A 17,375-nucleotide genomic window follows, 5' to 3' on the forward strand; every position below is an offset into this window, starting at 1 on the left:
CGAACTCGGGAGCCCACACGACCGCCAGACCGCGCTCTCAACTCCCGAGTTGCGGGTGGGTGGCTACCCGGGCTCGGGCGAGGTGGGCGTGGTGGTCGAGGGAGCGACGGTCGTCGAGGCCGGTGCGCCATCGGCGGGCTGTCGGTCGAGCAGCTTTGCCGCCCGGTCGAGCAGATTCTTCGCCTCGGCGTTCTTCTTCTCGTATTCGGCCAGGCCGCCCTCCCCACCCTTGGCCTTCTCCGCCTCGTCCATCGTCCGGATCGCGTCGGACACGAGTTCGGCCGCGGTGGCATCGTCGGCGGGTGGCGTCGAACCCTCTGGGGTGGTCGTCGGCGTCGGTGTCTCAGCCCCCGGGTCGGGCGTGCTGCCGGTGGCCTCGGGCGCATCGACCTTGTTGCCGCGGATGGCGTTGAGCACACCTTCTTCGGCGGTGTCGCCCAGGAAGGCCGAACCCTTCCACACGACGACCACCTGGTTGAGCGCCGGCGAGCTGTCCTCGCCCTTGCCGACGACGTAGAGCGGCCGGATGTAGAAGACACTGTTGCCGACGGGAACGAGCATCATGGCGCCGAAGCGAACGTTGGACCCACTCTGGTTCAGCAGCGTGATCTTCTGGGAGATCCGGGCGTCGTTGTTGATCGCCACCTGGGCTCTGGTTGGGTTCTCCACCTCGGCGCCCTCACGGCGTTTCCCGTCGGCTTCAACCGTGGTCATCCGGTACGAGGTCAGGTCGCCGAAGCGGTCCGGGTCGGAATCACCGACCAGATAGGCGGCCAGGTCGGCGCGGGCCGCGTCCTCGGTGCCCGGCGTCAGCGGCCGGGTGCGTACGAAGCCGGGAGCGCCGTCGCGGTCCAGCATCAGCTGGGTGGGAGGGATCGGTCCCGAACCCGCCCCAGACGCCTCGGCCACCGCATCCCCGGGGTTGCGGGCGACCACCCAGTTTTCCGAGCCGTCGTAAAAGGTCTCGGGGTCCTTCACGTGGTAGCGGCCGTACATACGCGACTGCACACGCAACAGTTCGTCGGGATACTGCAGATGAGTGCGGAGGTCCTCCGGCAATTTGTCGAGCGGCGTGAACAACTGGGGCATCGCTCGCTCCCATGCGGCGATGATCGGATCCTCGTCGATGGCGGCACCCTCGGAGAACTCGCGGTCGATGCGATAGATCTTCACCGAGCCGTCGTAGCCGTCGATCGTGGCGACCACCGCAGCCCGCAACGAGTTGAACCGACGCGACCGCAGGTCCGAGCCTTCCGGCAGGTCGTCGGTGGGCGAGAACTGAGCGTAGGGGTAGGTGGAGACGGTCGTGTAGCCCATCTGGAGGTACTTCACCCGGCCTTCGGAGACGACGGGGAGAGCTTCGGAAGACCAGGACACGAACGGGGCCAGGGCCGACAGTCGCTCGTTGGGGTCGCGGCGCATCAGCAGCCGGGAGTTCTCGTCGACCGACGAGGAGATCAGCGGATCGATCGCACCGAAGCGCAGCGACGTCTCCAGCTGGCGCCAGAAGGTGCCCAGCTTGATGCCGGTCGAACCGTCGAACTTCTCGCCGTCCTCTCGCGAGGTTCCGGCGATCGCGTACCAGTCGGCCAGCCCCCGCCCGAAGTACACCTGGGGTTTGGTCAGCTTGAACTCGTCGGAGGTTCGGACCGGCAGGTCCTCGATCAGGTAGTCGGGTCGACCGTCGGCGGCCACGCGGTCGGCGGCGGCCAGCGCTACCCCTTCGCCGGCGGTGTAAACGAGGTGTTCCTGTTCCCACGAGCGGCCGGGTAGGTCTTTGCGCGACAGGTCGCGGACCGACAACACGGCAGGTTGCGACGACCCCTCGATCTCGTAGCGGTCAAGAAACACCTGGCCCATCGAGAACTGGGGCTTCTTGGACTGCTGGGCCCGGAATGTGTCGCCGATCAGCACGGGATCGAGGACGGGCACCCGCTCGATCACCGGGGAGGCCTTCTCAGCATCGGCCGCGGTGACGTTCTCGGTGTAATCGAAATCGGCCGTCTTCAGCGTGTCGAGCCCGTAGGCCGCTTCGGTGGCTGACTGGTTGCGTTTGATGAAGTCGATCTCCCGTGCGGCCTTCTGGGGATCGACCTGAAAGCGCTGCACGAAGGCGGGTAGAGCGCCGGCGCCGAGCACCGCGACCGCCAACCACAGCGAGAGGGCCACCACGGGCAACCCCCAACCACGACGCTTCACGTTGGCGATGAAGAGGCCAGCGCAGAACAGCGACACCATCGTGAGCAGCAGCGTGGCCGGCAACTGGGCGTTGATCGCGGTGTATCCGGCGCCATCGAAGACCCGGCCCTCGGCGAAGGTGAGCGAAGGCCGCGCCACGAAGAAGTATTCGGCGGCTTTCACCAGGGCGAGCGCCGCCAACAGCACCGACAGGTGCGCCTTGACCGCAGGCGTTCCAAACCCGGCCTTTCGGGCGCCACGGGGGCGCAGCGAGCCGTTGAGGTAGTACACGCCGCCGGTGGCCAACGCGATCGTGATCAAGGCTGCAAACAGCCAGGTGAGTACGTACTCCAGGAACGGCAGGGTGAAGAAGTAGAAGCCAAGGTCGTAGCCGAACTGGGGGTCGGTCACGCCGACGGTCGAACCGTTGAGGAACAACAGCCACTGATCCCACTGGTTGATGGCCGGCAGGCCGGCGGCCAACGCCAGCACCAGTGCCGCAACCACCCGCACGATGCGGTGTCGAGTGCCGATCAGCTCGTGATAGCGCAGGATGAACTCGTCTGCGCCCAACAGCTCCTGGCGCCGCGAGACCCGGTCGGCGACCGTCAAGCTGGACAAGCACGCCAAGAAGAAGACGAGCGAGAAGACGATGCCGAGAAAGAACTTCGCTCCGGTCGCCGTCAGCCATGTGTCCGGCTGAAGCAGCGAGTCGTACCAGAGGTACTCCAAGTGCACCTCAGCCGCGATGCGCAAAATCACGAGGATCGCAATCAAGCCCACCACCGAGATGATGAGCGTCTTCCTGAAACCGACCGACGGTGAACGCCCGCCGCGCGACGAAGGGCGGGGCATATCCCGGGGCATTCGCATATGGGCGGAGGTTACAAGACGCCCGGGCGGATCTCGGTCAGGGCGCGCCCCGTACCCGCGACTCTCAGCTTCACCGGGCCGTGGGCCGTGGGCCGTGGGCCGTGGGCCGAAGCCGTGAGCCGTCGGCCGTCGGCCGTGGCGACCGACGTGTCTCGATCGACCACGGCTTGGCGGGGTGGGTTGGCTCAGCCGGGACGGGTGACCAGCATGCAGCGGCACCCGACGGGTACCTCCGGCGCTGACAGCACCTCGATCAGACCGGCCGGATCCCCGCCCCGGATGCGGGCCAGGTGTGCCTCGGCGGGCTCGCCACCGTGGTCGAGCACCCAGTCCAGCCCGGGGCCGGGCTTGGCGGCCGCGGCGACACCGACGTTGTAGGCGACGACGACCACCCCGGATGCGAGCTCGGGAAGGGCCACCGTCTTGCGCTCCCGATAGGCGCTGCGCAGTCGCTCGGACAGCTGTCCCCGGTCGGGCTCGGCGGAGATCATCGTCGCGACCTCGTCCCGCCAAGGGTTGACGAGGCGGGCAGCGATCGCCGTCTCCAGCTGACCTGCCAAACGCTCGAGGTTGGCCCTGCCCAGCGCCACCGGCGTACCCGAGCGGGCGGCGACCGAGGCGGCACCGGCGGCCACAGCGTCGGTCAGGTCGGCGCCGAGCAACTCCATCAGGGCACCCACCTGCTCGTCCGTGTCGGGCAACAGGCCGCTCACGGTGATGTTGCGACGGCTGCGGCGAAGCGCGTCGAGCAGCTCGTTCTGTTCGTCGTCGACCAGACGCTTCACCCGTCGGGAAACGCCCCGTTCGATGGGACCGATCGCGTCGTCGCGGTGGTCCAGGATCTCGTCGGCCTCTTCTGCGTCGACGATTGACGATGACTCGTCGTCGGCGGGTTCGAAGGCCTCAAGGGGGTCCACCTCGTCATCGTCGCCGGTCAGCTGCCCGTCGAGGTCACCCCCAGCCTCGGCATCGGCAGCGTCGTCCACGCCCAAGGTTTCTCGGGCCTGGGCGACCGCCTGGTCCCGCTCGGCCCGCAAGCGGGCGAACAGGTCGCCGACGACCGCCGGCTCCTCGCTTTCGGCCTCGATGTCGTCTTCAACGGTGTCGCCCACCTCGATGTCGGCTATATCACCGACAGCGCCCTCGATGTCGGCTGGGTCATCGACGACGGCGACCGCACCGCCGTCGGTCTGCACAGCGTCAGCGGCACGACCTACCCCACCCGCTGCTTCCGCATCGGACGCTGCAGGCTCAGCCGAATTCGGCTCTTCGTCCGACTCGGCCGGTGGGGGCGTCGAGCCGGCCACGAGGCGGAGGTGCTCCCGGCCGGTCGGCGCCGATGGGCTCTCGGCCGCGGACATTTCAGCGCCGTCGGACTCATCGAGGAGGTCGGCCACGTCCAGGGAGGTCCATTCGAGCTCGGAACCGACCATCGGGTGTTCGCCGGTGGTCACCTCGTCCAAGGGCTCGCCGTTGGCAGTCCCGTCGGTCTCCGCATCATCGGCCGACCCGGCCGAGTCCTCGGCACCCGTCGGGTGGTCGATGTCGTCCTCGTTCGCCGACGCCTCGACGCCGTCCGATTCGTCCTGGGGCTCGATCGTCCCGTCGTCGTCCGCAGCCTCGGCGACGCCGCTCGGGAGCTCGGCCTCATCATGGCGCACGGGGAGAGCGGCGGAGGTCAGCGCGGTCCGCCCGGACAGGTCCGGTCGCCCGATCTCTCCCAACACGACAGCGGGCAGTTCGCCGGTGGCGATCGCCGCCTCCATCGCTACGACGACATCCTCGATGTCGTCGGTGACTCGTTTGGCGGCGTCGTCCGCCGCCATCTTGGCCTCAGGCAGGGCCGTGTGCAGCTCGCCGGTGGCGGACTCGACCGCCACCGCGCACGCCGTGAACGCACCGAGCAGCCGTTCCTGGGCCGCCCGCATCGACTCGAGCTGCTTGCGGGCCAGCTTTCGGCGACCGGCAAGGTCGCGCAGGATTCGCTCGCGGAACGTCTTGGCCTCGACGACCAGGCGGCGGCCCTCGTCCTTACCCGCCTCGATGTGTTCGCGGGCCGCTTGGCGGGCCTCGGCCAGTTCGGCTTCGGCCTGCGCCTTCAGCTCGGCCGCGGCCTCGTCCGCCAGCTCGGTCCGCTCGGCGAGCACGTTGTTGGCCCGTTCCAAGATTTCGCGCTCGTCAGCTTCGGCTTCGGCGCGGCGCTCGGCCAGTTCCTCGTCGAGCCCCTCCAAGCGCTCGGCCGCCTCGGCCTCTGCTGCGGAGCGGGCCCCTTGCGCAGCCTCCTCGGCGCGCTCGGCAATGCCGGCGGCGGTGGTGCGGGCATCGTCGAGCAGCTTGACCATCTCTTCGCCGAGCACGCGCGTCAGCTCAGCGTCGTCGGGCAACACGACCGGTGCCGACTCCGCCTGACGCCGGACCCGTTCGGTTTCGGCGCGCGCTGCCGCCAGCTCGTCGCTCAGACGACCGCGTTCGGCGCGCAGGCGGCGCAGCTCAGCCGCAGTTTGCACGAGGGTGGCGCGTACTTCGGAGGGCTCGTAGCCCTTCCTGGCGCGCGAAAACTCGCGTTGTTCGAGGTCGTCGATCTGTCCCCCTCTTGGGGTTCTCATGGGCTCAGCCATGCCAGCGATCGTACGACCAACCGATGGGCTCATCGGTGGATGCCCTCAAGGCTCAGGCGCCGACGAACTCCTCGATTTCGTCGATGGCCTCGTCGAGGGTGGCCACCTCGACCAGGTCGACCTCGTCTCCGGCGATCTGCTTCGCCTGGACGAGGTCCTCCTTCGGCAGGCCCTCGGGGACCAAGAACAGCTCTGCCCCAGCCCGTCGAACCGCGGCGGTCTTCTGGGGCAAGCCACCGATGGGGCCCACCGCACCGTCCGGCCCAATCGTGCCGGTGGCGGCCACCCGCTGGCCCATCGTCAGGTCGTCGGGGGTCAGCTCGTCGACGATCGCCAGCGTCCATGCGAGACCGGCCGACGGCCCGGTGACCTCGCCGGAGTCGAAGGAGATGTCGATCGGCAACTCGACATCGAGGTTGTAGTCGGCCACCTGCACGCCCATCACCGGACGACCATCGTCGGCGGCGACCAACGGGACGATCACCGATTCCTCGTCGGCCGACTGCTCGGCGGGCGGGTCGGTGTCAGCACCGTCGTCCTTGCCGTCGTCCTTGCCACCGGTTTTCTTGCCATCCTCGCCGTGGGGACTGGTGCTTGACGGAGCGCCGCCGCGCACCACGCTGAGCTTCACCGAATCGCCCGGCTTCTTTCCCTCGAGGATCCGGTGCAGGTCGTCGGTAAGTTCCAAGCGCTGGCCATCGGCGCCGACCAGCAGGTCACCGGCTTTCAACAGGCCGTCGGCCGGCATTTCGGGCGCCACCTCGACAATCGCAACGCCGTCGCCGGTAAAGGTCACCTTGCGGCCGAGGTGCTGCAGGGCCACGACGCTGGCGACCGTCTTGGAATCGTCCATCGCCGATTCGTTGGCTGCGTCGACAGCGGCCTTGTCGCCGTCCGGGTAGACCTCATCGATCGGGGTGAAGCGCAGGGTGTCGTCGAGGGGACGCCGAAACACACGATCGAACAGCGTCGCTTGGCGGACCGACACGGTGGCGAAGAGCACATCGCCCTTCATCGGGTAGCTCTTCGTTCCGGACACCTCCACCAGCCCGGCCGTTCCGCGGACGCTTCCGGGCTCGAAGAGCACCTGGTCGGTCCGGATCGCAGCGCTGGCGCCGATCGCCCCACCGATCACCATCAGCACCACCACGCCGACAACCCATCCCACCCAGCGGGGCACACGCCGACCTTGGCGGGGCTGCACGTCGGCATCGGCTGGTTCGACCACGGTCGGCGAACCGTCGCCGGGGTCACCCTCTGGGGGCGGTACGCTGGGGCCTGTCATGTTCATGTTGATCGTTGGGCTCGCAACCGTGGCGGTGACCGCACTCGTCGCGGGCTACCTGCTGTTCGGGGTGAAGCCTAAGCCTCTCACCGATTCGGGATCGGGTGCAGCCACGTTGCGCTTCATCCCCGTCCCGCCCCTGAGAGAAGTCTTTGGACTCTGGACCGGTCGGCGTCGAGGGGACGGATGGGGCTCCCGGGTTCGCTCTGCAGTACTGCTCGTCGTGATGATTGCGTGTTTGGCGGCAGCGATGGCCGTGGTCGCCGGCGTCATCGGCTTCACGATCGGCCTGTTCGCCGACCGCACCATCGGGTGAGCGGCGGCCGAAACGCCGATACCCAGCGGGCCGAGCTGTTGCGCTGGGACGGCCTCGGCGATCCCCCCGTCGCGTCGACGCACCCCACCGGCGTGGTGCGCAGCGCCCGGTTACTGGCATTGGGTCGACACGACAGGCTCGGCTCGGCCGACCTGATCGAAGGGCTGAGCGACGACGACCAGCGGGTTCGGCTGTGCTCGTTACGGTTGGCCGCTGCCCATCCCGCTGTCGGCGACGAGGCGCTGAGCGAGGCGCTGCGGGAGGCCTTGGCCGGCGACGACCACCTGGTGGCCGAGGCCGCTGCGGCTGCGCTGGGTGAAGGCGACCCCGCCGCACCGTCGATTCGCGCCACGGTCGACGCTCTGGCCGATGCCGCTGGGCAACACCCCGACAAGCTGGTTCGGGAGGCCGCTGTGGCGGCGTTGGGTTCGATCGGACATCCATCCGGGGCCGACGCGGTCCTCGCCGCCAACGACGACGTGGCGACGGTCAGACGTCGGGCGGTGCTGGCGCTCGCAGCGTTTGAGGGGCCGGAGGTCGAACGGCGCCTCGTCGCAGCCCTCAAGGACCGGGATTGGCAGGTTCGTCAGGGGGCCGAAGACCTGCTGGATGCGGCTCCGCCACCGGCGGAGCCGCATCCAGGGGTCGACGATCCAGGCGGGATCTAGCCGCCGACGAAGTCGTTGGACTCGCCGTTGTAGTCCTTCAGCGGGGACGCCTCGACCCACTGGCCGTCGGTGCGCTTCACGATCCGCAGCGACTCGAGCAGCCACGGGTCATTGCCGCCATCGGTGACGAGGCCCGAGTTGGGCAACATCAGCCCGACCGCGTCGGAGTCCATCGACCAGGCGGTCTTCATCACATCTTCACGGGTGAGCTCCGGGGACTTCTCAAGCAATTCGGTCGTCATGGCGCCGAAGCTCCAGCCGAGAGCGGCAACGCCCAGCTGGGCTTCGTCCGCGGTCAGGCCGTGCTTCACAGATTCGGTGAGGAACTCCTGCATCGCCGGGTCCTTCTGGTCCTCGGTGTTGGATGGGTCGAGGGTGGCCTGGGTGGAGATGATGCCCTCTTCCTTGCCGCCTGCCAGCGACAGGGCCAGCTTGGAGTTGCAGGTGATCCCCACGTAGGTGAGCACGTCCCAGTTGTCGGGGACGAACTTCAGCGTGTTGGGGCACTGCGAGCCGGAGGCGCCGTTGACGAACACGGTGGCGTCACTCTGGGCCAGCTTGTCCACCTGAGCCTTGGTGTCCGTCGACGCCTGGGCGTCGTAGGTCTCTGTGGCGACGAGCTCCATGTCGTTGTCCTTGGTCAACAGCTCCAAGGAGTTCTCGTAGGCGTCCCCGAAGTCGTCGTTCTGGCGCAGCAGAGCGATCTTGGCGTCGGGCTCCACCTCTTCCAGGTAGTCGACCAGCCGCTTCATCTCCAGCGCGTAGGAGGGAATGCCACCCTGCAGCCACGGGTACTGCACCGCTTCGCCCCACTGCGGGGAGCCGGTGGCGACGCCCAGGTTGGGCACGCAGTTCTCGTCCAGGTAGTCCCGCACTGCCAGGTTGTTCTGGGTGCCGAGCACCGACACCAGCGCGAAGACCTTGTCCTCCTCGACCAGCTTCTTGACGTTGTCGGAGGTGCGGTCCGGCTTGTACTCGTCGTCGTAGGCGATCAGCTCGATCTTGCGGCCGTCGATGCCACCCTGGGAGTTTTGGTAGTCGTAGTAGGCCTTGAGACCGTTGAGGATGCCGCCAAATACGGCATACGGGCCGGACTGGGGCATCGAGGTGCCCAGCTTGATCGTGTCGTCGGTGACCCCTTCGGTGGCCTGGTAATCAGCGCAGATCGAGGTGTCGATGATCGAGTCACCCCCTGCGGCCTCCTCCCCGCCGCTGCCGCTGGTGGTATCGCTGGCGCTATCGCCATCGTCGCGTCCGCCGCAGGCTGCGGCGATCATCGTGAGGCTCAACGCGCCGGCCAGCAGCCGGGAACGTCGCCAGTTACGTGGTTTGGTCATTCTGTTTCCTCCTCGGTGGAAATCTCTGGCGAGGACCGCTGGGTGTTCAGCGGCTCCTCAGGTGGTGGTGTTGTCGGTTCCGACGAGTCGGAGGCCGACGATCGCAACGACTTCAGCCGACGTTGCACCGCAGCCCGTGCCCGCTTGGCCAGCCCCGTGATCCCACCCGGCGCTGCGATGATCAGGGCGATCAGCAGCGCCCCCTGGATCAAACGGCTGACCGGTTGCAGGTTCTCGGGGACCAGATCGGCCAGGAACACGATGGCGATCGCCCCGATCGCGGGGCCCCACAGGCTGGCGGCGCCGCCGATGACGACGGCGACCAGCAGGTAGATCGAGTCTTCGACGCCGAACTTGTCCGGCACGATGTTGCCCTCGTTCAGGGCGTACATTGCCCCGCCCACCCCGGCCAGCAGAGCGGACAGGCCGAAGGTGACCACCTTGATCCAGGCCAGGTTGATGCCGTTGGACGTGGCGGCGATCTCGTTGTCGCGCACGGCGACCATCGCCCGCCCGATCCGCGACCGGATCAGGTTGGACGAGACGAGGAACACCAGGGCGCCAATCGCCAGGTAGACGTAGAAGGTCCACTGTGAGGAGGACAGATTGCCGAACGGCGCGTCGAAGCGCACGGTGCGAAGTTTGATCACGCCGTTGCCCACGTCGACCCCGGTACGCAGCGGCTTGCCTTCCGAACCCCCGGTGAGCCAGGCAAGGCGTTTCACCACCTGAGGGAACAACATGGCCAGCGACAGCGTGACCAGTGCGAGGTACAGGCCACGAATGCGCAGCGCCGGCAGGCCGACGACGACGCCGACGACGAGTGCCGCCAGCCCGGCGATCACGACCGACCCCAGCAGCGGCCACCCGTGGTCGTTGACCAGGATGGCCGAGGTGTAGGCCCCGACGCCGAAGAACGCGGCGTGGCCGACCGACACCTGGCCGGTGAACCCGGTCAACAGGTTGAGACCCATGGCGGCGATCGCAAACGCGATCACCTTGGCGAAGCGGTCGAGCTGGAAGTCGGCGTATTGGAAGGGCAGCGACAACACGATGATCGCCAGCACCAGGGCGACGATGCCCTTGATCAGCTGGCTGCGGCGATCGGGCGCCAACAGCCGGTCGAGGTCTGCTGCGTCCGACGCCGGGCGTGAACCGGACGAGGCGGCGGCCTTCGGGGCTCCGGCGGCGGTGATCGGATCGGAGTCGTTCATACCCGGATCACCTCCTTGCGGCCGAACAATCCCTGGGGCCGCACGAGCAGCACGACCAGGATGAGAACGAATGCCGGCATCAGCTGGAACTCACCGCCGATGGCATCGACGTAGTACGGCAGGGTTTCGGTGATCAGGCCCACGATCAGGCCACCGACCACGGCGCCGAGCGGGCTGTCGAACCCGCCCAAGGTGACGCCCGCAAAGGCATAGATAATGACGACCAGCATGAAGTTGGGGTCGAAGATCGCTGTCCCTACCGTCGTGACACCGGCGACCACGCCGATGCTGACGGCCAATCCCCAGCCGAACATCAGCGTGCGTTGCACGGGGATCCCGCTGAGGCTGGCCGACTCGGCATTGGTCGACACCGCCCGCAGCGCCAGACCCAACTTGGTGTAGCGCAGCAGCGCCCAGAACGCCGCCGCCTGGATCAGCAGCAGCGCGACCGCGCCGATCGCCCGATAGGTCAGCGCAGTGCCGGCGATGTCGATCGAACCGGTGCCGAACAGGGGGGTCAGGCGGTGGTTGGCCGAGTCCCAGAAAAGCGCCGGCAACTCGTGCATCGCCAAATACAACCCGATCGTGACGATCACCACCGCCAACGGGTTGAGGTGGGGGTCGCCAAGCGGGCGAATGACCAGGGCCTGAATCGCCGCCGCACCGACGAAGGCGATCACCATCGCGATCACCAAGGCCAGCCACACGTTGAGCCCGCCGCCATTGTCCTTGCCCACCAGCGCCCACACCAGGTACGTGCTGAACATGGCCATCTCGCCCTGGGCAAAGTTCAGCAGACCTGAGCTGCGGTAGATGATGACCAGGCCGAGGCCCAACATGGCGTAGACCGCGCCCGACTCGAGGCCGGCGAAGACGCGCTGGAGGAAGAACTCGGTGTCGAACGCGAGGAGGAGGTGCATGAGTTCTCTACACTCCCGCCACGAGCTGAGGAACGGTGGGACACAACAGGTTCATCGTTCTTATACTCCGAGGTAGGCCCGTTGGACCGATTCGCTGGCCATGAGGTGGGCAGCGGTGCCCTGATCGGTGATCTTCCCCGCCTCGAGCACGTAGGCCCGATCGGCCACCTCGAGCGCCAGGTTGGCGTTCTGCTCGACCAGCAGCACCGCCAGGCCCTCGGCCTTGTTGATGGCGCTGAGCCGCTCGAACACCTCCTTGGTGATGAGAGGGGCCAGGCCCAGCGAGGGCTCATCCAACAGGATCAGCCTGGGCCGAGACATCATCGCCCGGGCGATCGCCAGCATCTGCTGCTCGCCGCCCGACATCGAGCCGGCTGTTTGCTGACGGCGCTCTGCCAGGCGGGGAAACGTGTCGAACCAGCGGGCGACATCGTCGTCGATCTCATTGTCGGATCGCCGGTAGGCCCCGACGGCCAGGTTCTCCTCGACGGTCAGCTCCGACAGCGTGCCCCGGCCTTGGGGCACGTGGGCGATGCCCAGCTTGGCCACCTGATCGGCGCGGTCGCCGAGGATCGATGAGCCGTCGAAGTTCATCGTGCCGTGGGCCGAAACCAGGCCGGACAACGCCCGCAGCGTGGTCGTCTTGCCGGCACCGTTGGCGCCGAGCATGACGACGAACTCGCCCGGGTTGACCACCAGATCCAGGCCGAACAGCACCTGCACCGGCCCATAGGCGGCCGTCAGGTCACGAACTTCGAGCAGCGGATCGGTCACGACGCCCCCAGGTAGGCCTCGATGACCACCGGATCCGCCCGAACCGTCGCCGGGTCGCCCTCGGCGATCTTCCTTCCGAACTCCATCACGACCACCCGATCCGAAATCTCCATCACCATGCCCATGTGGTGCTCGACGAGCAGCACGGTCAGCTTGAACTCATCGCGGATCGATCGGATCAGGCCGCCCAACTCGTCCACCTCGGAGTGGGTGAGGCCCGACGCCGGCTCGTCGAGCAGCAACGTGGTGGGGTTCGATGCCAATGCCCGGGCCAGCTCGATCCGCTTGAGGGTGCCGAAGGGCAACCCGGCTGCGGGCGACTTCGCGTACTGGGCAAGCCCCAGGCGGTCGAGCAGCTCCATGCCCCGCCGGCGGGCCGCCTGTTCACGACCGAGAAACTGCAGGCCTGCCAACGAAATCAAAAACCCGCCGGTCGTGCTGGAATGTTCGCCGATCATCACGTTGTCGAGCACGGTCAGTCCCGGTACCAACGCCAAGTTCTGGAAGGTTCGGGCGATGCCCAGCTGAGCGATGTCGTGAGCTTTGGTCGTCAGCAGCTCCTGCCCATCGAGCAGCACCGACCCTAAATTTGGTTCATAGAGGCGGGTCACCACGTTGAACAAGGTGGTTTTGCCGGCTCCGTTCGGCCCGATCAACGCCGTGATCGAATCGGGCGCAGCGGTAAAGGACAGCGAATCGAGCGCGACCACACCGCCGAAGCGCAGCGTTACATCCTTCGCTTCCAACTGCGGCATAGCGTCCCCCTTCCCCTTCCCCCGGAACAGTGGGGCGAACCCTACTTCAGCGCCCGATCACCATGAAGGATCGACCCGGCTCAAACTCCCCGCCAGGCGTCCATGAACCTCCGACGCCCGCCGTACCGAAACGACCCGGCTCAAACCCCTCACCGGGCGCCCATGAACATCGCCTGCAGCGCCTCGTAGCTTTCGATGACCCGGCCGGCTCCCAGCACGACGGTTTCCAGCGGCTCGGCCACCTGACGAACCGGCACCTCGGTCTCCAGCGCCAACCGACGGTCGAGGCCTCGCAGCATCGATCCACCGCCCACCAGGTACAGGCCTTGGGTGATCAAGTCCTGGGCAAGCTCCGGCGGCGCCTGCCCCAGGCAGGTGATCACCGAATCCACCATGGCACCGACCGGTTCGGCCAGCGCGTCGCGCACCTCTTCCGGGCTGATCAGCACGGTCTTGGGCAGGCCGGACATCAGCTCCCGACCCCGCACCTCCGCCTGGAATTCCTCCTCGGTGGGATAGGCCGAGCCGATCGTGATCTTGATCTCCTCCGCCGTCTGCTCGCCCACCGCAATGCCGTACTCGCGACGGATCCAGGTGATCAGGGCGGCGTCGAGGTCGAAGGACCCGACCCGCACCGCCTGAATCGCCACGATGCCGCCCATCGAGATGAGCGCTGTCTCCGAGGTACCTCCGCCGATGTCGACCACCATGTTGGCGATCGGCTCGTTGATGGGTAGCCCGGCACCGATCGCAGCAGCCATCGGCTGCTCGATCAGTTGGGCGTCGGCCGCTCCCGCCCGCCTGGTGGCATCGATGACCGCGCGGCGCTCGACCGGGGTGATCGCCGACGGCACGCAGATCACCACGCGCGGTCGATTGAACCGAGAGACGCCGACCCGCTTCAACAGCAGACGGATCATCTCCTGGGTCACCTCGAAGTCGGTGATCGCGCCCTTGCGCAGGGGCCTAACCGCAACGATGTGAGCAGGGGTACGCCCGATCATGTGCCAGGCCTCGCGCCCCATCGCCAACACGTCCTTGGTGCGGCTGTTGATGGCGATCACCGAAGGCTCGTTGAGGACAATCCCCTCACCCCGCGCGTACACCAAGGTGTTGGCGGTACCGAGGTCGATGGCCAGGTCGCGTGCCAGTGGGTTGTCCTCTCAAGTCGGCGTTCGGCCGGTGGGATGGGTCGGGGTTGCCCGAAGTGTTCAGGCCTCGTCACCGAGGACTCATGTTTCCGAGGGCTCTATCGTGCCCCATGACGCGCCGGTGAGGCACGTATGCACCACAACCGCCTCAGGACGAGGCGGTCATCGGGCCGTTCAGCGCTTCCGTGAGGAACCTTTCGACCCGTTGCGATCGCGTGGTTGTTTGGGGCCGTTGGGGTCGAGCGCCGACATCGTGCGACGAAAGTCGGCCATCGCATCGGTGGAGGCCGGCCGGTCTCGGAGGAACAACCAGGCGACCAGCGATCCGATCACGCTGAGCACCAAACCGATGACGAGAAACAATGCAGGGCTCATCGGTACGGCCCCGCATCGGTGGGTTGCTGTGTGCCGGGGTGGCTGACCATCGTCATCGGGGCTTCCTCGATCTGTGCTGCGATCGGGCTCCATCGCCGACCCGCAGTTGACACCTCTTGCTTCCAGATGGGCACCGTCGCCTTCAACCGGTCGATGAGATGGGCCGCAGCGGCGAATGCCTCGGCACGGTGGGGCGACGAGACTGCCACCACCACGGCCTCCTCGCCCAACGCAACCTTGCCGGTCCGGTGCAGCGCCGCCACCGCAACGACGGCCGGCCACGCGCTGCGGGTCTCGGCCACCAGCGCTTCCAGGCGGGGAACCACGTGGGCCTCGTAGGCCTCATAGTGAAGTGCGGTCACGCCGGTGAGGTCACCGGCGTGATCCCGAGTGGTCCCACAAAACACGACAACAGCTCCGCAATCGTCGCGGATGGCCCAACGTCGAACCTCCTCGATGGGCAATTGCTCGTCGAGGAGATCGAGCCATGTGTCCTCGCTGCGTCTCACCCGGGCCATCCTACTGCCGGCCCTCCCAGACCGTTCGGCAGTCGCCGAGCCGGTTCGCCCGACGGTCCACGCCCGCGGCCCCTCGCCGGCAGTGCGTCGATATCGTGGCCGGATGCCCAGCGGGATCCCACCGGACGAGCCTGAGGAGACTCCGCCCGGAACCGACCACAGCTCGGGCGGCGAGCCAGGCTCCGCCTCCGCCGCGCCCGGAGGGAAGGCGGATGGGACCGGAGAGGTCCCGGTTCACCCCGACGATCGGCTGTGGCGTCACCCGAGCGAACTGGCCCGCATGCGAGCTGCCGAACGAACCGCCGGCCTCCAGCCCACACCGGCTCCAACCCCGGGCAGTGCCCGCCAGGGCGCCACCAGCCCCCGGGTCAGCCGCATCCCGACCTCGGCCGTGATCGCCGCCGGCGTCGCAGCGGTGATCGCCTCGGTCGGCGGCCTGATCGCATTGGCCTCCGGCGGCACCGCCGACGCCGACGACGGGCCAACCCCCACCCTCGGTGGCGAAACCGCCGCCGAATCGCAGCCGTCGATCGTCGCCGGTTCTCGTCGGGCGACCGGCGTCATGGTCGACGCCGCCGGAGTGGCCATCGTCGCCATGGACGATCCGCCCGAGCAGGCGACGCTGATCGCCGATGGACGGCGGGCACCGGTCACGCTGCGATCGGCCGACCGGCGGCTGGCGCTGGCGGCCTACCAGGTCGACGCCGCCGATGACCCCGACGGCGCCGCCACCGTGGGGCCGACGACCCTGGCCGCCACGGGCCAGGCCAGGGAATCCGGCGATTGGGCACTGCCGACGGGCACCCCCGACATGAACGGACTCACGTCCGAGTGGGTGCCCAGCGACTGGGGTCGGATACTGGTGGCCGACCTCGGCCAGCGCAACGTGCCTCCTGGGACGGAGCTGACCGACCGAGGACGCCTCCTGGGCCTGACGACGAGGACCAGCGACGATCGGACGATGGCAGTGCCCTGGCCGGTGCTTCGGTCCCTCGGCGCTCGCCTGCGCCCTCAACCGCTCCCGGCGGGTGACCTGCCGGCCCAGCTCTCCGACGACGGTGACCACCCGACGGTGGCCAAGGCCTGGGGTGACGGCACCCTTCGGGAACGGGATCAGGTGGTCGCCGTCGGTGGCCATCCGGTCGTCAGCGGCGACGAGGCCCAGGCGGTGGCGGCGTTCTACCTCGAGGGCGACACCGTCAAGGTGCGCTGCCAGCGTTCGGGCAGGGCGATCACCGTTGCGGTGAAGCTGGAGTAGGACGGCGAACCCGGCGCCGCCAACGACTGGTCACCGCCCAGCCCACACCGCCGACGATGGCCACCAGGATCGTTGCGCTTCCACCCAACACGAGGTCCTGGCGACGCCGAGCGCTCAGCGAGGGCCACCAGGCTGGAGCATGAGCGACGAGAAACGCTTCGGCGCTCGAGTGGGATGCCGACCAACCCAACGCCTTGAGTCCAGACGCGTCGACTGCAAGATCGCTGCTCACCACTTGGACCAGGGAGGGCGGGGTCGGCGACCACCAGGTCGACCAGCGAATCTGGTCGAGGGCGACCAGCACCCAGCTCGGGGCGCCGATGCCGACGTGTCGGTCGGCCAGCTCGGCGATCGTCGGCCCGTCGAGCAGATCGTCGGGGGCGACGTTGTAGGTGCCCCGGCGACGGCCCTCACGCACGGTTTCCACGGCGGCTACGACGTCCCTGACGTGCACGTATTGCACGGTGGGCCATGGCGATGGGCGCACCCGGCGAACCCGCCAGCCGGATCGGTCGTACCAGCCGCGCGCCGAGAGCGACGCGCACAGCACCGGCCGCAGGGCGGCGACCGGCACGCGATGGCGATCACCCCACGACGTCGCCGACCGTTCGGCCCTCACGCGACCGGCGAGCGCAGCGGGCAGGTGTCGAAGCGCCAACGGCAACCCGAACGGATCGACTTCGGTACTGCGCGCCGACGGAACGCTGCGGCGCCGCCGGTCGTAGCCGAGGGCGCTCGACACGACGGTGACATGCGCCGGAGGCCGCTCGGCGGCGGAACGCAACACCGCGGCGACCAGCCCCTCGTCAACCAACCCGATACCCGAGCCATCCACGTCGCGGACGCCGGAGGCGGCCAGGATCACCAACTCGTCTGCGCCGGCCAGCGCTGCGGCGACGGCGCCGTGGCGGCCGACGTGGATCACCGGGTGATCAGCGAGCGTCGTCGGGGCGCCGTCGAGAACGCGGCCGATCACGGTGGCGGCGATCCCGGCCGCCTCCCACGCGTCGAGCAGGGCGATGCCCAACGGACAGTCCCCGCCAACGAGGACCACCCGATCCGACGCGGCACCCGGTCCGTGGCGATGCGAGGATCCGGACGGCGACGCCTCGGAATTTGGCTCCATGGCGCCTAC

The 17,375-nt window shown here is 68.0% G+C and carries 15 protein-coding genes; 3 read left to right on the forward strand and 12 right to left on the reverse strand.

From position 1 onward, the window contains the following. Window positions 1–63: 63 nt before the first annotated feature. The 3 genes from PKD89_RS04445 to PKD89_RS04455 form a co-directional block, all read right to left on the reverse strand. Window positions 64–2,961, reverse strand: coding sequence for a UPF0182 family protein (locus PKD89_RS04445; RefSeq protein WP_287380210.1), 2,898 nt, complete (start codon window positions 2,959–2,961; stop codon window positions 64–66). Window positions 2,962–3,236: 275 nt separating this feature from the next. Then, on the reverse strand, window positions 3,237–5,669 hold the full coding sequence (locus PKD89_RS04450) for a hypothetical protein (RefSeq protein WP_289012315.1): 2,433 nt from the start codon (window positions 5,667–5,669) through the stop codon (window positions 3,237–3,239). 52 nt (window positions 5,670–5,721) lie between these two features. Next, window positions 5,722–6,954 (reverse strand): YlbL family protein, encoded by a 1,233-nt coding sequence (locus tag PKD89_RS04455; RefSeq protein ID WP_287380202.1) that lies wholly within the window; start codon window positions 6,952–6,954, stop codon window positions 5,722–5,724. Between PKD89_RS04455 and PKD89_RS04460 the strand changes: the two genes are divergently transcribed. After that, the gene (locus PKD89_RS04460; protein WP_287380200.1) at window positions 6,953–7,270 is read left to right on the forward strand and encodes a hypothetical protein; all 318 of its coding nucleotides are present in this window, start codon (window positions 6,953–6,955) and stop codon (window positions 7,268–7,270) included. The two genes, PKD89_RS04455 and PKD89_RS04460, sit on opposite strands and share 2 nt — an antisense overlap. Further along, on the forward strand, window positions 7,267–7,938 hold the full coding sequence (locus PKD89_RS04465) for a HEAT repeat domain-containing protein (protein WP_287380197.1): 672 nt from the start codon (window positions 7,267–7,269) through the stop codon (window positions 7,936–7,938). The genes PKD89_RS04460 and PKD89_RS04465 overlap by 4 nt, the downstream gene beginning before the upstream one ends. Here PKD89_RS04465 and PKD89_RS04470 read toward each other — a convergent pair. The 8 genes from PKD89_RS04470 to PKD89_RS04505 all read right to left on the reverse strand — a co-directional run bounded on the left by PKD89_RS04470 (window position 7,935) and on the right by PKD89_RS04505 (window position 14,973). After that, window positions 7,935–9,275 (reverse strand): ABC transporter substrate-binding protein, encoded by a 1,341-nt coding sequence (locus PKD89_RS04470; RefSeq protein WP_287380195.1) that lies wholly within the window; start codon window positions 9,273–9,275, stop codon window positions 7,935–7,937. The two genes, PKD89_RS04465 and PKD89_RS04470, sit on opposite strands and share 4 nt — an antisense overlap. Further along, window positions 9,272–10,489, reverse strand: coding sequence for a branched-chain amino acid ABC transporter permease (locus PKD89_RS04475; RefSeq protein ID WP_287380194.1), 1,218 nt, complete (start codon window positions 10,487–10,489; stop codon window positions 9,272–9,274). Before PKD89_RS04475 ends, PKD89_RS04470 begins: the two co-directional genes overlap by 4 nt. Next, complete coding sequence (locus PKD89_RS04480; protein ID WP_287380192.1) at window positions 10,486–11,409, reverse strand: branched-chain amino acid ABC transporter permease; 924 nt, start codon at window positions 11,407–11,409, stop codon at window positions 10,486–10,488. The genes PKD89_RS04475 and PKD89_RS04480 overlap by 4 nt, the downstream gene beginning before the upstream one ends. 60 nt (window positions 11,410–11,469) lie before the next feature. Then, the gene (locus PKD89_RS04485) at window positions 11,470–12,183 is read right to left on the reverse strand and encodes an ABC transporter ATP-binding protein (protein WP_287380190.1); all 714 of its coding nucleotides are present in this window, start codon (window positions 12,181–12,183) and stop codon (window positions 11,470–11,472) included. Next, window positions 12,180–12,938: an ABC transporter ATP-binding protein gene (locus PKD89_RS04490; protein WP_287380189.1), complete on the reverse strand. Its 759-nt coding sequence runs from the start codon at window positions 12,936–12,938 to the stop codon at window positions 12,180–12,182. Before PKD89_RS04490 ends, PKD89_RS04485 begins: the two co-directional genes overlap by 4 nt. Window positions 12,939–13,087: 149 nt before the next feature. After that, complete coding sequence (locus tag PKD89_RS04495) at window positions 13,088–14,089, reverse strand: rod shape-determining protein (RefSeq protein WP_289012356.1); 1,002 nt, start codon at window positions 14,087–14,089, stop codon at window positions 13,088–13,090. Between the two features lie 174 nt (window positions 14,090–14,263). Further along, window positions 14,264–14,464, reverse strand: coding sequence for a hypothetical protein (locus PKD89_RS04500; protein WP_287380187.1), 201 nt, complete (start codon window positions 14,462–14,464; stop codon window positions 14,264–14,266). Further along, window positions 14,461–14,973 carry a molybdenum cofactor biosynthesis protein MoaE gene (locus tag PKD89_RS04505; protein ID WP_287380185.1) on the reverse strand — a complete coding sequence of 171 codons (513 nt, stop codon included), beginning with the start codon at window positions 14,971–14,973 and terminating at the stop codon, window positions 14,461–14,463. Before PKD89_RS04505 ends, PKD89_RS04500 begins: the two co-directional genes overlap by 4 nt. Window positions 14,974–15,085: 112 nt before the next feature. Here PKD89_RS04505 and PKD89_RS04510 point away from each other — a divergent pair, with 112 nt between their 5' ends. Next, entirely contained in the window at window positions 15,086–16,240 is a 1,155-nt protein-coding gene (locus tag PKD89_RS04510) for a hypothetical protein (protein WP_287380183.1), read from the forward strand. On the opposite strand, the gene PKD89_RS04515 is transcribed toward PKD89_RS04510, so the two are convergent. Continuing rightward, window positions 16,215–17,366 carry a hypothetical protein gene (locus PKD89_RS04515; protein WP_287380181.1) on the reverse strand — a complete coding sequence of 384 codons (1,152 nt, stop codon included), beginning with the start codon at window positions 17,364–17,366 and terminating at the stop codon, window positions 16,215–16,217. The genes PKD89_RS04510 and PKD89_RS04515 overlap by 26 nt on opposite strands. Window positions 17,367–17,375: the final 9 nt, after the last annotated feature.

Source organism: Candidatus Neomicrothrix sp., assembly GCF_035329545.1.
Classification (GTDB): domain Bacteria; phylum Actinomycetota; class Acidimicrobiia; order Acidimicrobiales; family Microtrichaceae; genus Microthrix; species Microthrix subdominans.

Coding starts and splice junctions, on each gene's coding strand:
- PKD89_RS04450 (WP_289012315.1), bottom strand. CDS start 5,669: ATGGCTGAGCCCATGAGAACCCCAAGAGGGGGACAGATCGACGACCTC.
- PKD89_RS04460 (WP_287380200.1), top strand. CDS start 6,953: ATGTTCATGTTGATCGTTGGGCTCGCAACCGTGGCGGTGACCGCACTC.
- PKD89_RS04455 (WP_287380202.1), bottom strand. CDS start 6,954: ATGACAGGCCCCAGCGTACCGCCCCCAGAGGGTGACCCCGGCGACGGT.
- PKD89_RS04470 (WP_287380195.1), bottom strand. CDS start 9,275: ATGACCAAACCACGTAACTGGCGACGTTCCCGGCTGCTGGCCGGCGCG.
- PKD89_RS04475 (WP_287380194.1), bottom strand. CDS start 10,489: ATGAACGACTCCGATCCGATCACCGCCGCCGGAGCCCCGAAGGCCGCC.
- PKD89_RS04480 (WP_287380192.1), bottom strand. CDS start 11,409: ATGCACCTCCTCCTCGCGTTCGACACCGAGTTCTTCCTCCAGCGCGTC.
- PKD89_RS04490 (WP_287380189.1), bottom strand. CDS start 12,938: ATGCCGCAGTTGGAAGCGAAGGATGTAACGCTGCGCTTCGGCGGTGTG.
- PKD89_RS04500 (WP_287380187.1), bottom strand. CDS start 14,464: ATGAGCCCTGCATTGTTTCTCGTCATCGGTTTGGTGCTCAGCGTGATC.
- PKD89_RS04510 (WP_287380183.1), top strand. CDS start 15,086: ATGCCCAGCGGGATCCCACCGGACGAGCCTGAGGAGACTCCGCCCGGA.
- PKD89_RS04515 (WP_287380181.1), bottom strand. CDS start 17,366: ATGGAGCCAAATTCCGAGGCGTCGCCGTCCGGATCCTCGCATCGCCAC.